The sequence below is a fragment of the Pantoea sp. X-Soil-YNGN-775 genome (assembly GCF_059730575.1).
The window spans coordinates 1,106,054-1,125,340 of record NZ_AP035945.1 but is presented as its reverse complement, the minus strand read 5'-3'; the positions used below and the strand labels follow the sequence as shown (position 1 = coordinate 1,125,340).

The 19,287-nt window shown below is 57.3% G+C and carries 21 protein-coding genes; 8 read left to right on the top strand and 13 right to left on the bottom strand.

Translation table 11 applies throughout. The features are described from left to right. Positions 1-20: 20 nt before the first annotated feature. The 3 genes from AC6I8I_RS05200 to AC6I8I_RS05190 all read right to left on the bottom strand — a co-directional run bounded on the left by AC6I8I_RS05200 (position 21) and on the right by AC6I8I_RS05190 (position 3,336). Positions 21-857 carry a Cof-type HAD-IIB family hydrolase gene (locus AC6I8I_RS05200; protein WP_312053743.1) on the bottom strand — a complete coding sequence of 279 codons (837 nt, stop codon included), beginning with the start codon at positions 855-857 and terminating at the stop codon, positions 21-23. 200 nt (positions 858-1,057) lie between these two features. After that, complete coding sequence (locus tag AC6I8I_RS05195) at positions 1,058-1,552, bottom strand: RcnB family protein (RefSeq protein WP_312053639.1); 495 nt, start codon at positions 1,550-1,552, stop codon at positions 1,058-1,060. Positions 1,553-2,238: 686 nt separating this feature from the next. Continuing rightward, a complete protein-coding gene (locus tag AC6I8I_RS05190; RefSeq protein ID WP_497828399.1) occupies positions 2,239-3,336 on the bottom strand; it encodes an ABC transporter substrate-binding protein in 1,098 nt (365 codons plus the stop codon). A gap of 114 nt (positions 3,337-3,450) precedes the next feature. On the opposite strand from AC6I8I_RS05190, the gene AC6I8I_RS05185 reads away from it, so the two are divergent. Further along, complete coding sequence (locus AC6I8I_RS05185) at positions 3,451-3,966, top strand: 2-thiouracil desulfurase family protein (RefSeq protein ID WP_497819750.1); 516 nt, start codon at positions 3,451-3,453, stop codon at positions 3,964-3,966. A gap of 5 nt (positions 3,967-3,971) precedes the next feature. Here AC6I8I_RS05185 and AC6I8I_RS05180 read toward each other — a convergent pair whose 3' ends face one another. Next, on the bottom strand, positions 3,972-5,261 hold the full coding sequence (locus AC6I8I_RS05180) for an HAAAP family serine/threonine permease (protein WP_497828398.1): 1,290 nt from the start codon (positions 5,259-5,261) through the stop codon (positions 3,972-3,974). A 378-nt stretch (positions 5,262-5,639) separates the two neighbouring features. Here AC6I8I_RS05180 and AC6I8I_RS05175 point away from each other — a divergent pair, with 378 nt between their 5' ends. Continuing rightward, a complete protein-coding gene (locus AC6I8I_RS05175) occupies positions 5,640-6,167 on the top strand; it encodes a hypothetical protein (RefSeq protein WP_312053632.1) in 528 nt (175 codons plus the stop codon). Between the two features lie 220 nt (positions 6,168-6,387). Beyond that, positions 6,388-7,581: a zinc-dependent alcohol dehydrogenase gene (locus AC6I8I_RS05170; protein ID WP_497828397.1), complete on the top strand. Its 1,194-nt coding sequence runs from the start codon at positions 6,388-6,390 to the stop codon at positions 7,579-7,581. Between the two features lie 49 nt (positions 7,582-7,630). Here AC6I8I_RS05170 and AC6I8I_RS05165 read toward each other — a convergent pair whose 3' ends face one another. Both AC6I8I_RS05165 and AC6I8I_RS05160 read right to left on the bottom strand, forming a co-directional pair. After that, the gene (locus AC6I8I_RS05165; RefSeq protein WP_312758112.1) at positions 7,631-7,843 is read right to left on the bottom strand and encodes a hypothetical protein; all 213 of its coding nucleotides are present in this window, start codon (positions 7,841-7,843) and stop codon (positions 7,631-7,633) included. 173 nt (positions 7,844-8,016) lie between these two features. Beyond that, on the bottom strand, positions 8,017-8,493 hold the full coding sequence (locus tag AC6I8I_RS05160; protein WP_497828396.1) for a DUF2938 domain-containing protein: 477 nt from the start codon (positions 8,491-8,493) through the stop codon (positions 8,017-8,019). A gap of 76 nt (positions 8,494-8,569) precedes the next feature. Between AC6I8I_RS05160 and AC6I8I_RS05155 the strand changes: the two genes are divergently transcribed. Further along, positions 8,570-9,004, top strand: a complete 435-nt coding sequence (locus AC6I8I_RS05155; RefSeq protein WP_497820654.1) for a helix-turn-helix domain-containing protein — start codon at positions 8,570-8,572, stop codon at positions 9,002-9,004. 19 nt (positions 9,005-9,023) lie between these two features. On the opposite strand, the gene AC6I8I_RS05150 is transcribed toward AC6I8I_RS05155, so the two are convergent. Next, positions 9,024-9,716 carry a DUF421 domain-containing protein gene (locus AC6I8I_RS05150; protein ID WP_312053626.1) on the bottom strand — a complete coding sequence of 231 codons (693 nt, stop codon included), beginning with the start codon at positions 9,714-9,716 and terminating at the stop codon, positions 9,024-9,026. Positions 9,717-9,721: 5 nt separating this feature from the next. On the opposite strand from AC6I8I_RS05150, the gene AC6I8I_RS05145 reads away from it, so the two are divergent. Then, the gene (locus tag AC6I8I_RS05145; protein ID WP_312758115.1) at positions 9,722-9,973 is read left to right on the top strand and encodes a hypothetical protein; all 252 of its coding nucleotides are present in this window, start codon (positions 9,722-9,724) and stop codon (positions 9,971-9,973) included. Positions 9,974-10,328: 355 nt separating this feature from the next. Then, positions 10,329-14,099, top strand: a complete 3,771-nt coding sequence (locus tag AC6I8I_RS05140) for an FAD-dependent oxidoreductase (protein WP_497828395.1) — start codon at positions 10,329-10,331, stop codon at positions 14,097-14,099. Between the two features lie 20 nt (positions 14,100-14,119). Here the strand turns inward: AC6I8I_RS05140 and AC6I8I_RS05135 are convergent, their stop codons facing one another. Beyond that, the gene (locus tag AC6I8I_RS05135; protein WP_497819743.1) at positions 14,120-14,446 is read right to left on the bottom strand and encodes a hypothetical protein; all 327 of its coding nucleotides are present in this window, start codon (positions 14,444-14,446) and stop codon (positions 14,120-14,122) included. Positions 14,447-14,799: 353 nt separating this feature from the next. Here AC6I8I_RS05135 and AC6I8I_RS05130 point away from each other — a divergent pair, with 353 nt between their 5' ends. Then, positions 14,800-16,029 (top strand): AI-2E family transporter, encoded by a 1,230-nt coding sequence (locus AC6I8I_RS05130; RefSeq protein ID WP_312758121.1) that lies wholly within the window; start codon positions 14,800-14,802, stop codon positions 16,027-16,029. A gap of 63 nt (positions 16,030-16,092) precedes the next feature. Here AC6I8I_RS05130 and AC6I8I_RS05125 read toward each other — a convergent pair whose 3' ends face one another. The 3 genes from AC6I8I_RS05125 to AC6I8I_RS05115 all read right to left on the bottom strand — a co-directional run bounded on the left by AC6I8I_RS05125 (position 16,093) and on the right by AC6I8I_RS05115 (position 17,267). Then, on the bottom strand, positions 16,093-16,410 hold the full coding sequence (locus AC6I8I_RS05125) for a KPN_00521 family repetitive protein (protein WP_312053619.1): 318 nt from the start codon (positions 16,408-16,410) through the stop codon (positions 16,093-16,095). A 140-nt stretch (positions 16,411-16,550) separates the two neighbouring features. After that, a complete protein-coding gene (locus AC6I8I_RS05120) occupies positions 16,551-16,976 on the bottom strand; it encodes a DUF4186 domain-containing protein (RefSeq protein ID WP_312053617.1) in 426 nt (141 codons plus the stop codon). 18 nt (positions 16,977-16,994) lie between these two features. Continuing rightward, a complete protein-coding gene (locus AC6I8I_RS05115; protein ID WP_312053615.1) occupies positions 16,995-17,267 on the bottom strand; it encodes a cupin domain-containing protein in 273 nt (90 codons plus the stop codon). 160 nt (positions 17,268-17,427) lie between these two features. On the opposite strand from AC6I8I_RS05115, the gene AC6I8I_RS05110 reads away from it, so the two are divergent. Next, positions 17,428-18,324: a lipid kinase gene (locus AC6I8I_RS05110; RefSeq protein ID WP_312053613.1), complete on the top strand. Its 897-nt coding sequence runs from the start codon at positions 17,428-17,430 to the stop codon at positions 18,322-18,324. Between the two features lie 35 nt (positions 18,325-18,359). Here the strand turns inward: AC6I8I_RS05110 and AC6I8I_RS05105 are convergent, their stop codons facing one another. Together AC6I8I_RS05105 and AC6I8I_RS05100 are read right to left on the bottom strand one after the other, a co-directional pair. Then, positions 18,360-18,593 (bottom strand): hypothetical protein, encoded by a 234-nt coding sequence (locus tag AC6I8I_RS05105; RefSeq protein WP_031377290.1) that lies wholly within the window; start codon positions 18,591-18,593, stop codon positions 18,360-18,362. 235 nt (positions 18,594-18,828) lie between these two features. Continuing rightward, positions 18,829-19,278, bottom strand: coding sequence for a DUF421 domain-containing protein (locus AC6I8I_RS05100; protein ID WP_312053610.1), 450 nt, complete (start codon positions 19,276-19,278; stop codon positions 18,829-18,831). Positions 19,279-19,287: the final 9 nt, after the last annotated feature.

Below are 19,287 nucleotides of genomic sequence, written 5' to 3'. Positions count from 1 at the left end.
ACCGCGCCCTGGCCGCGCTGTTAGCCCGCCGGGCCGGCAAACGGCCCCTCACCCGCCAGCATCTGCTCAATCACCTGCAGCACCCCCTGCTGATTATTGGTCGGGGCCAGGTAGCGGGCAGCCCTTTTCACCCGCTCCGGCGCGTTGCCCATGGCAAAGCTGAAGCCCGACTGTTTCAGCATTTCCAGATCGTTACCACCATCGCCAAACGCCAGCACCTGGTCATGATGGATGCCCCAACGCTGTGCCAGCAGCTCCAGGCCATGGGCTTTGTGATTGCCCGGCACAATCAGGTCAACCGAACCATGCCCGCTGGAAGTCGCCGCGACTTTGCCCTGGTGTAACCGTTCGATATCGGCCATCAGCGGTTCGATGTAGTCATCCGACAGATTAAGCGCGAACTTAAAGAGCCGGTCGTCTGCGGTCTCCTCCAGGCTGCGAATCGGCTTGAGCCGGTGACAGTAGTGCCGCATCTTAACCAGCCACGTCTCTTCCATACCCTCAAAGTAATAGGCGCTGTTACGCCCACACAGCAGATAACGCAGGCCGGGATAGTGACCGTTTTGCAGCGTGCCGATTACCGCATTGACATCGCTACGGTCGAAAGCGCCGCAAAACAGCTCTTCGTCACGATCGATTATCCATGCGCCATTCTCCGCCACAAAAGCAATTTCGCTGGCGATCTCCGGGAAGAAGGATTTGAGCTGGTAATACTGATTGCCGCTGGCAACGACAAATTTTATCTCGCGGGCGGTGAGCTGCTGATAGCAGTCGAGAAAGCGGGATCGATTGTACTGCTTCTGGTCATCCAGAAAGGTGCCATCCATATCTACCGCAACCATCTTAACCGTCGTCATCATGACTCCTTACACGCCAGGGTTCTGTGAGTGGACTGTCAGGATAGCCGCTGACGCGACAAAACGGAAAGTGTAAACCAGGGCCGCAGCCATCCATTACGTGCCCTTCCCTGGGCACCGTGGGTTGCAGAATGTTCGGGGGGCCGGTGTCTGCATGACGTTTATTATGAGACGGTTATTGCGTAACTTTGGTTACGGGATCAGTGGAATGCGCTGCTGAGGATCAGTGAGGTAATCACGCCCGTGGCGGCAGCAATCAGCACATAGTTGCCGTCGATGTAGGCCCAGTGTTCGCCGCGCGGCGGTTCACGTAAACCCCGGTCGTGCCAGTCGTTGATGCGGTAGCGATCGCTGCGATATTCCGCCGGAATCGGATGGCCGCGGCGGAAATCGTGACCGTTCCAGGCGAAGTGATCGCGATCGGCGCGCGGGCCGTCGTTATGCCAGCCCTTATTACCGCGATCGTCGTGTCCTTTGTCGCGGTCATGGTCGCGGTCGTGGTCGCGGTCATGGTCGCGGCCGCGCTCATCGTGTCCCTTGTCACGGTCGTGGCCGCGATTGTCAGCGTGCGATTGTTCGCCCTGCTGCCATCGCTGACCGTGGCCGTCGCCCTGGCCATCTGCCAGTGCGGTATGAGAAAAGAGCGTGCTGTATGCAAAAAGTGAAGCGATAACGGTTAAAGTTGTTTTTTTCATGGTACTGCCTCCGAAGATAACGGTAATTCAGGCACCGTTACGCATCATAGTGGCAATAATCTGGCAGACCATCATCAGTAAAAGTCTTAAAAACCGGTAACTTACACACAATTACGCTTGCTTAGCGCTTTCTTAACATCCGCCCGATTTGTCTCCATATTCTGACCATTTCCTTATTAGCCCACTATTAATCTGTTATTAACGCTCAAACAGCGGATAACCGGTCTGTGCCGGGATAACTTAAGAAAAATCTTAATTAACAGACCCAAAGAAAATCAGTAGATTATATAAAGTGCGCTATTAAGCCGAAGCGTAAATTATGCTAGGAGGATGATCCCTATATAAAAAAAACCGATCGTGAACGATCGGAAATTAACCTGCCACACCAGAAGACGAGGTGAAACCCTTAATAAATAAAGGGAAAACCAGAGCACGCAACACCACATCACCAGCGCTGCCCGACTAACATAGCATTGTCTGGCTAATATGATCGTGAAAATAAATCCTGATTTACAAAACATTGTTTAATTTCATCAGCGCTTTTTAAATTAATATTTCGACAGGTTAAAAAGTCAGGAATAAGGACAAACGTCTGGCAGAAATGAGGATGGAAATAGATCGCGATGCTGACCTGTTCAGGTCCACCAATAAGCAGGGCAGCCACTGCCGCCCTGTTGCGTGCTGTGTCAGGGGGTGCTCAGCACGATCGGCGCGTCGGGTAAGCCGGTAAAGTGGCTCACGATATGATGATAATCGGCGGTCGGATCGAGCTCGCTGAAGGTCTGCGGATAGAGATCTTTCGCCAGGATCTCCATGCCAATAATGTTATACGGATGGTTGTAGAAATGATGATAGACACCGTAGACCCGCTGTTGCTTCACCGGGGCGATCTGCGCCAGCCCGGTACGGGACAGCAACCGGCTGAAGGTGGCGTTAATTTCTGGCTGGCTGGTGCCGTAACCAAACGGCAGCACGTTACTGTTGGGGCGTTTTGAGCCGGTCATGATGTAGGCATCCGGCTTCATGGCGATGATTTTTTCCAGTGAGACGAAGCCGGAACTGCCTGGCAGCAGCGCTGAGCCGATATTTTTGCCGCCCACCGCTTCCACCAGCGCGCCCCAGCCGTTGTGACCGTGGGTGAAGCAACAGTTATCGCTGTTGCCGGCTATCGGCTCGATAAACACCGTCGGTTTGTGCTGCACCTGCGCCACGCCCTGCTGAATCCGCTGCCAGCGCTGCTGATAAAAATCGGTATAGGCTTTGGCCTCGGCTTCGCGGTTCAGTACTTTACCAAGCAGGGTGATGCCCGCCACCGTGTTCTGCTTCGGCTGCAGCTCATCGTCGAGGAACAGCACCGGAATATGCAGATTTTTTAAGGTTGCCAGCACGCCCGACTGGGTCAGCGCCGGTTTGGCTCGCAGCTGAGCGATCATCAAATCGGGCTGCTTCGCCAGCACGCTTTCCAGGTCGACCTGCCCCTGATCGTTAAAGCCCATATCAACAATGGAAGTGGCCTGCGGCCAGCGCTGCTTTAGTAGATCCCAGGTTCGGGTGTCCTGCTTTTTGGGCAGGTTATTCCACGCCACCACCCGCTGAAACGGATTTTGCCGGTCCAGCAGAGCCAGCGCCAGAATGTCGCGTCCATCCTGCAAAATCACATGCTGCGGCTCTTTTTGCAGCGTAATGGTTTGCCCATCAAGATCGGTCACCGTGACCGGATACGTAGTGGCCGCGCAGGTGGTTGACAACAAAATTGTGGTGGCAGCAAGCAGCCTGGTTTTCATTTTTTTCAGCACCCGGTTAAGGAATAATAATTATTCGCGTTAACTCTAACATGCTAATAAGTAACAAAAGTTAACCATTGCTGAATAGATACGTCAGCCCGGAGGGCGCTGAGCATGCAGAAGCGCGGTGAAAAAATATTGATTAGCGCCTGCCTGATGGGCTTTCGGGTGCGCTACAACGGCAGTGACAAAAAGCAGGTGCTGGCCGCGCTGACGCAGTGGCAGCGCGAGCAGCGGCTGGTGCTGCACTGCCCTGAGCTTGCTGCCGGTTTACCCACTCCGCGCCTGCCGGCTGAGATTGTCGGCGGCAGCGGTGCCGATGTGCTGGCGGGACGGGCCAGGGTAGTGGAATCAGACGGGCGGGATATGACGCAGACTTATCTGCTGGCCGCGTGGCTGGCACTCGAAACTGCTCAGCAGGAAGGATGCCGCTTTGCCCTGCTCAGCGATGGCAGCCCGACCTGCGGCAGTCAGGCCATATACGACGGCAGCTTCAGCGGCCAGCGCCAGCCCGGAGCGGGTGTCGCGGCCGCCCTGTTACGCCAGCACGGCATTGCGGTGTTCGCTGAACAGCAGGCGGGCGAACTGCTGGCCCACCTCCAGCGGATTGCGCCGCAGCTACCGGATTAAACCGCTCAGTGCGCCAGTGAGTAGAAGATGGCTGAGATGGCGATCAGGCCGGTCAGCATCACAAACAGATTACTGATTTTGCCACTGTACTGACGCATCGCCGGGACTTTCTGAATCGCGTACATCGGCATCAGGAACAGGATCATCGCAATCACCGGGCCGCCGAGGGTCTCAATCATCCCGAGAATGTTGGGATCGAGGGTGGCCACCAGCCAGGTGGTGAGCAACATAAACAGTGAGGTCAGGCGGTTCAGCCGGGCGGGCGCGATCCGTTTGCCGCGGCTGCGCAGCGCCTTATTCACCATGCCGTTAAAGCCTTCACGCGCGCCCAGATAGTGCCCGAGGAACGATTTGGTGATCGCCACAATCGCAATTATCGGGCCAAGCCAGGCGATCACCGGCACCTGAAAATGGTTAGCCAGATAGGAAAGAATGGTGATGTTCTGCGCCTTGGCGGCGTGCAAATCGGCGGGCGACAGGCTCAGTACGCAGCTGAAGACAAAAAACATCACCGTTACCACCATCAGCAGATGGGCGCAGGCCAGAATGCGGGAACACTTCTTCTCAGCCGCCGCGCCATACTCTTCACGCTTCGCCACGGCAAACGACGAGATGATCGGCGAATGGTTGAAGGAGAAGACCATCACCGGGATCGCCAGCCACAGCGTCATCCATAAACCGTTGCCGCCAGGCGCAGCGCTGCTCAGGGTGGTCAGCGCGGCCCCGTGCCAGTGCGGGATCAGATAGCAGGCCATCAGCATCAGAACCGCCACAAACGGATAAACCAGCACGCTCATCGCTTTGACGATCATCTGCTCACCAAAACGCACAATCATCATCAGGCCGACAATCAACAACAGCGACAGCAGGATGCGCGGTGGCGGCACCAGTCCCAGCTGATTGACCATCAGGCTCTCAACCGTGTTGGTAATGGCAACGCTGTACATCAGCAGAATCGGGTAGATAGCAAAGAAGTAGAGCAGCGTAATCAGCTTTCCGGCACCGATGCCAAAATGCTCTTCGACCACGTCGGTGATGTCACCCGCCGGATTTTTTCCGGAGAGCACAAAGCGCGTCAGGGCGCGGTGCGCAAAGAAGGTCAGCGGAAAGGCCAGGATCGCCATAATGATCAGCGGGATCAGTCCACCCACGCCGGCATTAATCGGCAGAAACAGTACGCCGGCACCAATCGCAGTGCCGTATAAGCCCAGCATCCACATGGTATCGGTTTTGCGCCATGCCGTATCGACGTCACTTTCAAGCGCGCCCAGCGTGCCTGTTTGCGTGGTTTTCATCTGCCCTTCCCGTTTAAAAGCCGCCAGTCATCTGACTGCCAGAGCAGAAAGCGTCAGCTTGCCGCGTCCGCTCCGGGCCAGACATCACTGCGTCAGCATTTTCGCCAGGATGGCTTCCTGACCCGCTGACGCACAGGTAATCGATTGCGTGCGCCTCTTTTTACACTACCTGACGATAAAAGTTCAAGTTATGCGGTTTTATACGCATAAATCGCTGAAAAAACCGTCAGGTTGCGCGCCGCGTCACTGCCCGATAATGCCACTTTTAACGATGTTTTACCGCCCTGACATCGCCTGATAGCGCGATGAATGAGCCGGACGGGCTACGCTTTGGCTATGCTTCAGGCGTGACGCTGACACACGACACAGGAGAACAGAATGAAAATTGCCTGCCTTGGCTGGGGCTCGCTGATCTGGAAATCGGGTGCGTTGCCGGTGGCCAGCCCCTGGCATCGCGATGGTCCGCGGGTGCCGATTGAGTTTGTCCGCATCAGTGAAGGAGGTGAACTGGCGACGGCCATCTGCCTCAATGCTACGCCGGTACCGGTGTTGTGGGCCTGGCTGAATACCGCCTCACTGGCGACCGCCTGCCGCGCGCTGCGTGAGCGGGAAGGCATTCCGGAGAGCCGGGAGGATGGGCTGGGCATTCTGACGGTTACCGACACCTCAGCGGGACCGCTGGCGGACTGGGCGCGAGCCAGAGGCATTGAAGGTTTGATCTGGACCGCGCTACCCGCCTGCATGGCGGGCGTCGAAGGCCGTATTCCTGCCCTTGATGAGGCGGTGGCATACCTGCAGCGGCTGGAAGGTGACACGCGTGAACATGCGCGTCGCTACATTGAACAGGTGCCGCTCCAAATCGACACCGCTTACCGACGGGCATTCGCCGCCCTGCCCGGATGGTAACGCATCATCCCGGACTGAGCGGCTATTTCGCAGCGCGATCTATAACCTTATCAAGCGGGTCGGACCGGCGCATCTGACCCTGCCGCTCTGCTTACTGGCGGGATGCTGGCTACACTTCAGGCAGGTTTCGGTTTCAGGTTTCAGGTTTCCTGAATCTCCCCGCTTAGTTGCCGCGTGCCAGCACGTGGTTACCGTCCACTAGCCCGCAGGAGCTTAACAGATGAAAGCATTAACCTATCACGGTCCGCATAAAGTCAGCGTTGATAACGTGCCCGATCCGGGACTTGAAGCCGCCGATGACATTATTTTGCGCGTCACCGCCACCGCGATTTGTGGCTCCGATCTGCACCTCTATCGCGGCAAGATCCCCGGCACCGGCCATGGTGATATTTTCGGTCATGAGTTTATGGGTGAAGTGGTGGAAACGGGCAGCGCCGTTACGGCCGTTGCTAAAGGCGATCGGGTGGTGATCCCGTTTGTTATCGCCTGCGGTGACTGTTTCTTCTGCCATCTGCATCAGTATGCCGCCTGCGAAACCACCAACAGCGGCCGGGGGGCGATCCTTAATCGTAAAAACATCACTCCACCCGCAGCGCTGTTTGGTTACAGCAAACTGTATGGCGGCGTGCCGGGCGGACAGGCGGAATATGTTCGGGTGCCGAAAGCTAATACCGGCCCGTTTAAAGTACCGTCACTGTTGTCAGATGAGAAAGTGCTGTTCCTCTCCGATATCCTGCCTACCGCGTGGCAGGCGGTTAAAAATGCCGACGTTAAACCGGGCTCCAGCGTGGCGATTTTTGGTGCCGGTCCGGTGGGATTACTCAGCGCCGCCTGTGCCAGCCTGGAGGGAGCCGAACAGATCTACATGATCGACCATAACGACTATCGCCTGAACTTTGCCCGCGATCGCTACGGGGTGATTCCGATCAACTTCGATCAGATCGACGATCCGGCCGGCTGGATCATTGAACACAGCGCGGGCCACCGTGGGGTCGATGCGGTAATCGATGCGGTCGGGTTTGAGGCCAAAGGCAGCCTGACGGAAACCGTGCTCAGCAACCTCAAGCTGGAAGGCAGCAGCGGAAAGGCACTGCGTCAGTGTATTGCGGCGGTACGGCGTGGCGGGATCGTCAGCGTGCCGGGCGTCTACGCTGGTTTTATTCACGGCTTCCTGTTCGGCGATGCGTTTGATAAAGGGTTGACCTTTAAGATGGGCCAGACCCACGTTCACGCCTACCTGCCCGACCTGCTTAAACTGATCGAACAGGGTCATCTTAAGCCGGAAGAGATTGTTACCCATCATCTGCCGCTGGAAGACGCCGCCCGGGGTTATGAGATTTTTGAGAAGCGACAGGAAGAGTGCCGCAAAGTGATTCTGGTGCCCGGCATGATGGCCACCCAGGCCACCCTGTAACCCGCACGCCTCGGCGCACCGGCTGCCTTCTCGCCGGTTGCGCCGGACGCTACATCCGCCACGGCCTGGATTGCAGGCTGACCCGCCGCTCCGGCCGCTCCTGCAGATGTTCATCCGGAGTATCGGCGGTATCCGCCAGGCTCCCCTGCTCCAGTAACCGTGCGCTGTGTGCGTGAGGATGACTCTCACTCATCACCTGCTGTGAAAACGCGCCAAACGATAACAGCAAAAACAGTAACGCACTGGCCAGCCTGCGACTCATCGGTGACTCCTGAAGGGGGATGGAGGTCGCTATGCTGCCCGAATCTGTTTGATTTTCTGTCAGTGGCAGGCAAAGTTATGTGGTAACCGGAAAGATGTCGCGACCGGTTTAACCGCCGTTCAATCACAATAGATCCAGCAAAAACGCCTCCTCAATACCTGTTTTGCTGCGGCTCAGGTCAGTGACTGTAGCCCGACAGCAGCTATATAAAGTCCCAGCCCGTAAACCAGATGAGTCACAGCGCTGTTCAGCCTGGCTTTGCCCGGCACGGGCGTCTTCGACGCGGCGATCCCCCACCCGAGGGCGGGTTGCATGATGAAAAAGGGAACCATCAGGCTAAGAAGGCCGCTTATCACTGCGCTTAATAGATCGGGATGTTCTGGCCACTGCTGGCCTTGCCAACACAGCGGAATAAAGGCAAAAGTCATTCCTGTGAGGTAGTGGACGGCCCATCCTGTAACGGTTTCGCCTTTGACTGCAGGCGTATCGTGAATGGTGTGATGAAAGTAACGTCCTTTACTCATCCACAGTATCCAGCGGCCAACGAGGGCGTAATTAAGGGAAGGTACCGCGAACAGGTAGCGTCGGGCCAGGCTCCAGCCATCCATAATAAGGGTGGCCAGCAGCCCGGTAAGCAGTATCTCAGTCACGTGAATTCTCCTGTGATAATCGTCTGATGGTATGCTGATTCAGAGGATGCAACGTGAAGTGAGGTTTAAGTCAATGATAAAAGAACTCGATATTGCTGATGTCGCCGATCGCAGCGGGCTTGCGCCTTCAGCGCTGCGTTTTTATGAAAAGAAGGGGCTGATCAAATCGATCGGCCGCAAAGGATTACGTCGGCAATACTGCGCCAGCGTGCTTGAAAAACTGGCGCTGATCACACTGGGCCGCAGCGCCGGTTTTACTCTGGATGAGATTGCCAGTCTGTTTGATGCACAGGGTAAACTCTCACTGGATCGGCTCTTGCTCATCGCTAAAGCCGACGAGATCGATAACACGATTCGTCAGTTGAAAAAGGTCCGTGATGGTTTGAGACACGTCGCGCACTGTCCTGCCAGCGATCACCTGCTATGCCCGGAATTTCAGAAAATTGTCCGGCGTATGCAATCCCGGTCAGATCGCACAACGGGTTATCACTCCAGTTCATCCGCAGCCTGACCTGACCTGACGCCCGCCGTCAGTGCAGGCGGCGGGTGTTCAGCGCGACCGACCAGCGCTGGCGCTGGCAACGCGGGCAGACCGCTTGCTGCTGACCGGCGATCTGCTGCGTCTGGCCGCAGTGAGTACAGGCATAGAGTCCGCTGTGCGGCACGGTATCGAAATCCTGGCGGTGTTCTGGCGGTAATACGCTTAACCCGGCACGCATCTCATCGTCGTTGTAAAAGTAGATGCTCAGCTGACCATCCACTTCCACCAGCGCCAGCCGGATCTGCCCCAGATGCTCTACCCCACTCTGCCGCAACTCCATGTAGAACTCATCTTCTGAAATGTTCAGATGATCGAGGCTCTCCAGCACATACAACCCCTGTTTGATCAGCGTAATCACATCGCCCTGAATCAGTCGTGAAAAGCGCGGGCTGCGCGCAGTCAGCAGGGTGGTCAGCCGGTAGAGCGTCAGCAACACCACAAACACCATGATCACCGGCAACACCGGCACATCGTCATAGAAAGTGACATCACCCGACGCGGAGCCAAGCGTCAGAATGACCACCAGTTCGAACAGCGACAGCTGTCGCACCCCGCGGCGACCCGAGACTTTCAAAAAGGTGAACACCACCAGATAAGCGATCATCACTCTTGCCACCACCTCAAACAGAAAAGTGGCGGGTTGATCGTTGAGTAAGAAACGGTGCCAGTCGAATGAAAACATAAGCAGTGAAACATCCTGTCAGTCAAAAAGAGCCACGATGCCTCGGCTGGCCGGTAAACCGCCTGCCGATCGAGGCCAGTGATAAATTAATCATGCTGCTGGAAGATGAAAAGGCAAGCGAAGCAGCAGCTTTGTCGGCCGCTGAGTCTGCCCGGTTTGCATCTCATGGAAAAGGTTCACAAAGCTTAAAATGGCCCGTTACCGGTGACGTTTCGCTTATCGTCGGGCGTGAAATTTTAAAAGTTAAATTTTCCTGATTTATAACGGCCATAATTTACCGCTGTGCTTTTTCTTTTTACATCAATGCATTGCGAAGAAGCCGACCTTACCTATACTTTCCAGTAAGGCTTCCATAACCTTCAGTAACTCAACGAGAAGCCAGCAATTTTTCCCGCCGATAGCGCCGCGTGTTGCTACCCGCTATCCCTCACTCGTCGTCAATGCGCCAGGCCCTGCTGCCTGCAACGCCGCGTCGGCTGATTCTGGCAAGGAGCGCCCGCCAGTACAGAGTGGCCAGACCAGCCAGTCTGCTTTACATATTGCCCCTGCCACCTGACCCGTTCCCCCACGGCTTGTCAGCGGGATAGGTGTTGCTGTTTACCGGGAGATGCCATGACCCCTTTTACCAGTTTCTGGCAGGCCGGCTATGAAGGTGCCGATCACATCAATCCTGCAGGCGTTGCGCTGTCGATGAACGACCTGAATCAACACCAGGCGCGTGCGGCAGAGGATTATGCTGCACTGGCGCCGTTCGCTATCCGAACCGTGCGCGAAAGCGTCGGCTGGCGACTGTGCGAACGGGATGGCCGCTACGACTTTTCGACCGTCGCCGCCCGGATGCAGGCGGCACAACAACAGGGCATCCAGCTCAGCTGGACCTTCTGCCATTACGGCTGGCCCGACGACCTGGACCTGTTTGACCGCGACTTTGTCAGCCGTTTTGCCGCCTTTTGCGGCGCGCTGGCGCGCTTTCTGGCGCCCTGGTATCACAGCGCGCCGGTCTATTCGCCGATGAATGAAATCTCTTTTCTCAGCTGGGGTATCTCGGTAGGCGTATTCGCCTGCGCCAGTTGCCCGCAGCCGGATCGCGCCGATGCCGCTAAACAGCAGCTGGTGCGGGCCACGCTGGCGGCCTGCGATGCGATCTGGCAGGCCGATCCCCGGGCGCGTCTGCTGCACTGCGATCCGCTGATCCACATCGTTCCCGATCCGGCCGATCCCGGCAGCGTTCAGACCGCCGCGCTGATGCGTGAAACCCAGTATCAGGCGTGGGACATGCTGAGCGGCAGGCTGCATCCTGAACTCGGAGGAGCAGAACGCTATCTCGACCTGATTGGCGTGAATTACTACCACGATAATCAGTGGCAGCAGGGATCGAATCAGCGCCTCTATTGGCACCTTGGCGACCCCCGTCGTGCGCCGTTACATCAGCTGCTCCGGCAGGTCTATCAGCGCTATCAGCGCCCGCTGCTGCTGGCGGAGACCAGTCACGTCGGCAGCGGACGCGGTGCCTGGATCGGCCAGATTGGCGCCCAGGTCGCGCAGGCGCTGCTGGCTGGCGTCGACCTGCTCGGCATCTGCCTCTATCCCATCCTTGATCGTCCTTTATGGGAGCAACCCACCTTCTGGACCCGCAGCGGCCTGTGGGATCTCGATCGGCTGGGACCCGATCCTTACGCCCGCCAGTTACAGCACCCTTACGCTGACGCTTTGCGCCAGGCGCAGCAATCGTTGCAACACATCCAACAATCACAACGGCATTGTCAGGAGTCCGCTATGAATAACCCGCCTGTACTCATTGTTTTCAGTCATCTACGTTGGGGATTTGTCTTTCAGCGTCCGCAGCAGTTGCTGACGCGCCTGGCGCAGCACTATCGGGTGCTGTTTGTTGAAGAGCCGGTCTGGCAGGCCGGGCCGCCAGGGCTGCATCAGAGTCAGCCAGCCGCCAATATTACGGTGATCCAGCCGCATACCGATATTCAGGCTGCCGGATTTCACGACAGCCAGATCGCCCCGCTGCAACTGCTGCTGGCCCCCCTGATGGACGAAGATGAACAGCCGCTGGTGTGGTTTTATACGCCGATGGCGCTGCCGTTGCTGACGCCGTTTAATCCGGCGCTGGTAATTTACGACTGCATGGATGAGCTTTCTGCTTTTCACAATGCCCCGCGCCAGCTTCAGCAGCGCGAGTCAGCGCTGATGACCCGTGCCGATCTGGTGTTTACCGGCGGCTCCAGCCTGTATGAAGCCAAACGCGATAAACATCCGCAGGTGTACTGCTTCCCGAGCAGCGTCGATGCGGTTCATTTTGAGCAGGCGCGCGATCGCAGCAACCGCCATCCGTTGCAGGATTCGATTCCCGCCCGGCGTCTTGGCTACTATGGCGTGCTGGATGAGCGCATCGATCTGCCGCTGATCGCCGCGCTGGCTGACAGTCATCCCGACTGGCAGATTATTATGGTCGGCCCGGTGGTGAAAATCGATCCGGCCAGCCTGCCGCAGCGCGACAACATTCACTGGCTCGGCCAGCAGCCTTATCAGGCGCTGCCGCAGTTCCTCGCCGGCTGGGATGTCTGCCTGATGCCATTCGCGCTCAACGCTTCGACCCGCTACATTTCGCCGACCAAAGTGCTGGAGTATATGGCGGCGCAACTGCCGATTGTCAGTACCGCCATCACCGATGTCGCCCGCCATTATGCCGATGAGGTCGCCGTCGCCGGTGATCATCAGCAGTTTATCGCCGCCTGTGAACGGGCAATCGCCCTTAGCGCTGCCGACCGGCTGGCGCTGGCGGGGAAAATGCAGGCAAAAGTCGCTGCCACCTCCTGGGACCGTACGGTGGAACAGGTATACGAGTTGATCCAGCAGGCGCTGACCCGCAAACAACCATACACCGCGGCCAGCCTGCCGCTGACCGAACCGCAGCGAACCAACGTCAGCGCCCTAACCCCGGCGATGCTGGAGAGTGCCGCGGTGGAGTGCCTGATTATCGGTGCCGGGCCGACCGGCCTGAGCGCCGGTTATCACTACGGTGAAAGCGCGGTGCTGCTGGAAAAAAATGCCACACCTGGCGGCTGGTGCCGGTCGGTTGAGGATCAGGGCTTCACCTTCGATTACGCCGGCCACATTATGTTTTCGCAGGACCCTTACGTGCTGCAGCTGTATCAGATGCTGCTGGGCGACAACCTGCACTGGCAGGCGCGTGAAGCCTGGGTCTACACCGACGGCGTCTTTACCCGCTATCCGTTCCAGTCAGCGCTGCATGGTTTGCCGGTTGAGGTGGTGAAGGAGTGCGTGCTGGGGGCGATTGAAGCGCGTTATGGCGAAAGTGCGCCGGTCGCCGTGCCGCTGGAGCGGGCGCGTCAGCGGCGTGACTGCTGCGCCGACGGGGCGCTGCCTGATGAGGGCAACGACGTCGGCGAGGTGCAGGATCAGGAAGATTTCCATCACTTTATCCTGCGTACCTGGGGTAAAGGCATCGCACGACACTTCGCCCTGCCCTACAACCAGAAGCTGTGGAAAGTGCCGCTGACCGAAATGGAAACCTCGTGGCTGGGCGGACGGGTGCCGTTGCCGGATCTGGCGCAGATTATTGATGGCGCGCTGCAACCGCTGGCGAAACCGGTCGGTCCGAATGCCCGCTTTGGCTATCCGCTGCGGGGCGGCTTCCAGGCTTTAATGTCCGGCTTTCTGCCGCATCTGAAGTGCCAGCTTGAGACCGGGGCGCGCTTGATCCGGCTGCATCCGCAGGCGCACGTTGCGCTGCTGGCCGACGGACGCCACTATCGCTATCACCAGCTGATCAGCACCATGCCGCTGCCGGAGCTGATTAAACTGATGGGCGATGAGGTGCCGGACACGGTGCAGCAGGCGGCGCAGCAGCTGCAGTTTGTTTCGGTCCGCTGCGTCAATCTGGGGATCGGTCGCACCGGGCTGACCGATAAACACTGGATTTACTATCCCGGCGATACCCTGTTTCATCGCATCTTCGTGCAGGGCAATGCCAGTCCGCACTGTAACCCGCCCGGCGGTTTCGGCTTAACCTGCGAGATCACCTACAATGCCGCCAACCCACTGCCGCTGGAGGGCGAAGCGCTGATTGAGCGCTGCCGTCAGGACTGCATCCGGGTCGGAATGATCCGCGAAGACGATCGGCTGCTGTGCGCGTCGCAGGTTGATATGCCCTACGCCTATGTGGTGTATGACCATGCGCGCAGCCGCAATGTGGCGCTGATCCGGCAGTGGCTGCTGACCCAGGATATTCACTTATCCGGCCGTTACAGCGAGTGGGAGTATTACAATTCGGATCACGCCTTCCTCGCCGGTAAACGCGCGGCGGAAAATGTCAGGATGCAGCACCTCAGCCAGCGCACGCGCGGCTAATCTCTCAGGCAGCCAGTGGCTCAGGCCACGCGCTGGCTGCATTTTGCGGCTTTCAGCGACTGCAACTGCTGCAGTCGCGTATCCGCTCTATGGCTGGCGTTGTGCTTCGCAATGCCGTTACCGATACCAAAATCCCCGATAAAGCCCATCACGGTCAGCGCATCGAAGCGGCCGGTTTGATCAATCTCACTCTGCACGTGGTGGGCTTTAACGATCGCCTGATCCAGCAGTTTACAATCCAGCACCGCCGTCTCTTCAGGCGTTACCGCAGACGCCTGCGGATACTGTTTGGTGGCGCAGCCGCTTAACAGCATCAGCAGCACGCCTGACATCACTATTCTGTTCATTATTCACCGTCATCGTTTCATTGCGCTTTGAGGATTATCGGCAGCGCCGCCCGCGAGCGTGAATCTGTTTGCTACCAATAATCGGTGAAACCGCTACGCTAGTGTAGGATTTAGCGCGTCGGCAAAGCGCTAAGCCCTGCGCGCAGCTCAGGTCAGGCTGCGGGCGGCATCGGCTGGCTGATAAGCTGCGCCTTATTTTTCAATTTGTTAGCCAAAAATCGTGCGGGTACTGGCACTTTTAACAGCGTAAAACCTGACGCAAAAGCTGACCGCTCGCGCTCGTGTGAACGAGACTACGCGCAGAACACGCGGCAATCAGGATTATCAGGGGACGTTTACCATGAGGTTTTTCCATGCGTTTTAAAGGATTGAATATCGGTTTTTTCATTCTGATTCTGGCGATTGCCACCCTCGCCTTTTTTGAGGTGCTTTCACCCTATTTCTCGCCAATTTTATGGGCGGCGATTCTGGCGGTGATTTTCCATCCGCTCAAAACCTACCTGCGGACCCGACTGGGCGAACGTAATGGCCTGGCGGCGTTGCTGACCCTGCTCTGTATCTGCCTGATTGTGTTCACGCCGCTGGCAATTATCGCCTCCTCGCTGGTGGTCGAAACCAACGCGGTTTATCACAAGCTCCAGACTAACTCGGCGCAGTTCCCGGTGGTGTTTGCTGACCTGTTACAGCATTTGCCGCGCTGGGCGAAACATTTCCTCGCCGAAAATAATCTGGATAACGCCACGCAGATTCAGGAGAAGCTCTCGTCATTCGCCCTGAAGGGCGGCCAGTACGTAGCAGGCAGCGCCTTCATCATCGGTAAAGGCACCTTTAGCTTCACCGTGGGCTTTGGCGTAATGCTCTATCTGCTGTTTTTCCTGCTGAAAGATGGCTCATACCTGGTGCATCTGATCCTGGAAGCGCTGCCACTGTCGACCTACGTTAAGCACCACCTGCTGGTGAAATTTGCTGCGGTCGCACGTGCCACGGTGAAAGGCACGGTGGTAGTCGGGGTGGTTCAGGGGATACTCGGCGGTCTGGCGTTCTGGTTTACCGGCATCGACGGCAGCCTGCTGTGGGGTGCGCTGATGGCGTTCCTGTCACTGATTCCGGCGGTCGGTTCCGCCATCATCTGGGTACCGGCGGCGGTGTTCTTCTTTGCCACCGGCGCGCTGTGGAAAGGCCTGTTCCTGGTCGGCTTCTTTGTGGTGATTGTTGGCCTGGTGGATAACATTCTCCGTCCGCTGCTGGTCGGCAAAGATACCAAAATGCCTGACTACCTGATTCTGATCGCCACGCTGGGCGGCATGGAAATCTACGGCATTAATGGCTTTGTCATCGGCCCGGTGATCGCCGCGCTGTTTATCGCCTGCTGGAATCTGCTGTCAGGCCGCGATAACCGCGAAAACATCGAAGAGATTGATGAAGAGGTGATCGAGGAAGGCAAGAAACAGTCAGATACCGCGGCCGAAGCGGCGGCTGAAGCCGCCGCCGCTGCAGCGGATGCAGCAGCTGAAGCCGAAATCAAAGTCTCGGCATTAGCCGCCGCCGAGGCGGAGAAAGCCGCCAGCACCAGCAAAAAGTAAATAAAAAACCCACCTGACGGTGGGTTTCTTTTTCAATCTGTTCTATCCGGCAAACAGGGCGGCTTAGTTAGTCGCTTTGTTTTTCAGATCTTCAGCACCCTGCTTGGTTTTATCCCAGCCTTTCTCGGTGCCTTCTTTGGTCTTGTTCCAGCCTTTCTGCGCGCCTTCCGTCACTTTGCTGCTGGTGGCATCGCTTTTGCCTTCAGCCGCATGCTCGGACTTGAGTTTTAACTCTTCGCCCTGATGCTGGGTCTGATGCAGCTTTTCTTTCGCGGTATCCGCGCCTTTATGCGCTTCTGCAACGGTGTTGTCTGTGGTGGTCGCGGCAAAAACTGGCGAAGCCAGTAAAATAGCAGACAGTGCAATAATTGTTTTCTTCATAATTCCCTCTGTTTTGAATAGTTGCCGTGTCAGGTTTTAATCCTGGCATAGCGCGGCCAGGAAAGATTTAAGAATAAACCAGGAATGAAAAAGGGCCAGTTTCCGCCAGAAAAATCGCTATCCGCCCGATATTCACGCCCTCACCATAATGCCAGTTGCGGATCGTCATCCGGTTTTGCCTTCGCTTTCTGCGGTCGGGCAGGCGGTGCCGGTCGTTGCATCTGCTGGTCAATCCACTGCAATAACACCGCCACCAGATACGCCTGCTGCCCGGCGCTCAGCGGCTGGCCCGGCGCAATGTGGTGCCATTTACTCAGGCAGCCGCGGCAACAGATGGCGGTGGCATGCTGGGCGATAAACACCGGATGGCCGCGCATCGGTGTCTGTTTGCCGTCATTGGCCGGCCGGGCCGGGGCCAGCCGCTGGGCGATAAACTCCGCCGCATGCTGGCGCAGCACCGCCTCGCCTTTGCTGCTGGCGTAGTCATATTCTGCCCGTCCCAGCCGGAAACGCTGGCGAAACGGCGACTGTGCCAGACGGGTAAAAAGATCGTCAGAAGAGGTCATAAAGTTTCAGATTGGGCCTTAATCGTATTTGCGCCCCGCCAGATAACGCACGCCCTGCGGACCGAACGCCTCACGGTGCAGTTCGTTGGGCTGAAGATGGAACGTCTCTCCGGGGTGATAGGTGATGTCACTCTGCTCGGTGCTGATGGTGATGTCGCCACTGAGAATCAGGGCCAGCGCCTCAAAGGGATGGACATGATTATCGAGCTGGGTGGCGGCGGCGCGCTCAACCAGTACCGGCTCATCAAAACCCTGTTCGGCTAACAACGTTCTGAATTCGTGTTCCGTCATTGTTCCTCCTGCGTATGGACCTGAACATTAGCAGTGTAGACGATCTTTATTATCTGTCGGTACGCCTGTCGCGCTGCGTAAAGTAGCGCAAGGCCGGTTGTGAGTCGGCAGTGCCAGTGCTGTACTTGCCGGCTCGTTACCACCAGGAGAGACCACAGGTATGTCTGCACCGTTTAACACCGCCCTGCTACTGATCAATCAGCGCTCGCGTAAAGGGCGAACCGACGCCAGCCGGGCAAGATCGCTGCTTGCCGATGCCGGTATCACCCTGCTGCAGCCGCCCGCCGAGGATACGCGCAGCTACCCTGAGCTGATTAGCGCTTACGCCGATCGCGTTGATGCGGTGATTGTTGGCGGCGGCGACGGTACGCTCAATGCTGCCGCGCCCGGCCTGATGCAGACCGGCCTGCCACTGGGAATTTTACCGCTTGGCACCGCCAACGATTTCGCCCGCACCCTCGGTATCGGTGCCGGCCTGGAGCAGGCGGTGAAGATTATTGCTGACGGTCAGCTGCGCCCGGTCGATCTCGGTGAAGTGAATCAGCACCTGTTTCTTAACGTCTGCAGCATCGGCTTTTCAGCGGAACTGGCGCGCAATCTGACGGCGGAATCGAAAAAACGCTGGGGCATCGGCGGCTATGCGCTGGCTGCCCTGCGGCTGTTGCGCCAGAGTCGCCCGTTCAGCGCCACGCTGATCCATCAGGGCGAGCGAACGCCGATCAAAACCGTGCAGGTGTCGGTCGGCAATGGCCGATTTTATGGCGGTGGCATGACGGTGGAACAGCGCGCGACCCCGGATGACGGCCTGCTGGATGTTTACAGTCTGGAGTTGCAGCGAAGCTGGCAGCTGATCGCCCTGCTGCCCGCGCTGCGGCGCGGCACCCACGGGCGCTGGCGTAACGTGCGGGCGTTCAGTACTACCGAACTGACCATTGAGACGCGTCGTCCTCATTACATCAATGCGGACGGCGAGATTATCGGGCAGACGCCGGCGCATTTTCGCCTGATTGCGCAGGCCCTGCGGGTTTATGCACCGTCCGCTGGAGCGGTAAAATAGCGGCTCATGCTTAACCGCCAGCCCCCTCGTCCGGTTCAGGACTCTGTTGCGTGTTGTTCAGCATAATCAATGTGTTCCGACAGATTAACCACCAGCTTTTTCGCCATCTCCAGGGTCATGCCGAAGTAGAGAGATTCCTGCTGACGTTTGGTGAACGGGGCTTTGGGATCGTGGTAGCCAAACTGCAGCACCAGCGCCTGATGACCGGTAAGCGGCCCGATGTGCCAGCCAGTGACCGGATAGAAGGTAAAACTGTTAAATTTATTCACTTTGAACCTGACCGTGAAAGCATAACGCTGATTGGGAGTCAGGCCAGCTCTGGTTATAAAAACGTGAGTGGAGAGCTGAGTCTGAACTAAATCCGCAAAATCACAAGGGGAACGGCAGAATAAGCGAAGCGTGACGCTCGCCGGGCAGGTATACGCTAACGCGCTGACCGGACAGGAAAAATCACCTGCAGACGCCGGACCGCAACGCCTGCAGGGCCTGACAGCGCGCTGCCAATTATTTTTGCGGCAGCGGAATAATTGAAATGTGGCCGTTTACCTCCAGCACCGCATATTTAATCTGGTCAAAGCGTTCCAGTCCCTGACTCGATCGTGCCGCTTCCAGCACATCATCGGGGCTGATGCCGGTCATTTTCATCCGTTCGGTCAGTAAATTGCCATTCTCCACCAGAATCACCGGCCCGCCATCAATTGCCTGTTCGACCACCGGAAAACGGTTTTTCAGTTTCCCCAGTAAAATATCGATGGTTACCAGCGTGATAATGGTCAGGGCGGCACCGGTCACTGAAAAATCGTCACCCAGCAGCGCCTGCTGGGTTGCTTCACTGATGATCAGCAGCAGGATTAAGTCGAACGAGGTCATCTGCAACAGCGTGCGTCTGCCGGCGATTTTAATCACCACCATCAGCACCAGATAAATACCCGCCGCACGTAAAACCGTTTCCATAAAGCACTC

What these genes read in the sequence shown, in the direction of transcription:
- AC6I8I_RS05120 (WP_312053617.1), bottom strand. Translation starts at nt 16,976, where the DNA reads ATGACCTCTTCTGACGATCTTTTTACCCGTCTGGCACAGTCGCCGTTT.
- AC6I8I_RS05190 (WP_497828399.1), bottom strand. Translation starts at nt 3,336, where the DNA reads ATGAAAACCAGGCTGCTTGCTGCCACCACAATTTTGTTGTCAACCACC.
- AC6I8I_RS05175 (WP_312053632.1), top strand. Translation starts at nt 5,640, where the DNA reads ATGAAAATTGCCTGCCTTGGCTGGGGCTCGCTGATCTGGAAATCGGGT.
- AC6I8I_RS05135 (WP_497819743.1), bottom strand. Translation starts at nt 14,446, where the DNA reads ATGAACAGAATAGTGATGTCAGGCGTGCTGCTGATGCTGTTAAGCGGC.
- AC6I8I_RS05180 (WP_497828398.1), bottom strand. Translation starts at nt 5,261, where the DNA reads ATGAAAACCACGCAAACAGGCACGCTGGGCGCGCTTGAAAGTGACGTC.
- AC6I8I_RS05115 (WP_312053615.1), bottom strand. Translation starts at nt 17,267, where the DNA reads ATGACGGAACACGAATTCAGAACGTTGTTAGCCGAACAGGGTTTTGAT.
- AC6I8I_RS05165 (WP_312758112.1), bottom strand. Translation starts at nt 7,843, where the DNA reads ATGAGTCGCAGGCTGGCCAGTGCGTTACTGTTTTTGCTGTTATCGTTT.
- AC6I8I_RS05170 (WP_497828397.1), top strand. Translation starts at nt 6,388, where the DNA reads ATGAAAGCATTAACCTATCACGGTCCGCATAAAGTCAGCGTTGATAAC.
- AC6I8I_RS05140 (WP_497828395.1), top strand. Translation starts at nt 10,329, where the DNA reads ATGACCCCTTTTACCAGTTTCTGGCAGGCCGGCTATGAAGGTGCCGAT.
- AC6I8I_RS05125 (WP_312053619.1), bottom strand. Translation starts at nt 16,410, where the DNA reads ATGAAGAAAACAATTATTGCACTGTCTGCTATTTTACTGGCTTCGCCA.
- AC6I8I_RS05185 (WP_497819750.1), top strand. Translation starts at nt 3,451, where the DNA reads ATGCAGAAGCGCGGTGAAAAAATATTGATTAGCGCCTGCCTGATGGGC.
- AC6I8I_RS05130 (WP_312758121.1), top strand. Translation starts at nt 14,800, where the DNA reads ATGCGTTTTAAAGGATTGAATATCGGTTTTTTCATTCTGATTCTGGCG.
- AC6I8I_RS05195 (WP_312053639.1), bottom strand. Translation starts at nt 1,552, where the DNA reads ATGAAAAAAACAACTTTAACCGTTATCGCTTCACTTTTTGCATACAGC.
- AC6I8I_RS05150 (WP_312053626.1), bottom strand. Translation starts at nt 9,716, where the DNA reads ATGTTTTCATTCGACTGGCACCGTTTCTTACTCAACGATCAACCCGCC.
- AC6I8I_RS05110 (WP_312053613.1), top strand. Translation starts at nt 17,428, where the DNA reads ATGTCTGCACCGTTTAACACCGCCCTGCTACTGATCAATCAGCGCTCG.
- AC6I8I_RS05200 (WP_312053743.1), bottom strand. Translation starts at nt 857, where the DNA reads ATGACGACGGTTAAGATGGTTGCGGTAGATATGGATGGCACCTTTCTG.
- AC6I8I_RS05100 (WP_312053610.1), bottom strand. Translation starts at nt 19,278, where the DNA reads ATGGAAACGGTTTTACGTGCGGCGGGTATTTATCTGGTGCTGATGGTG.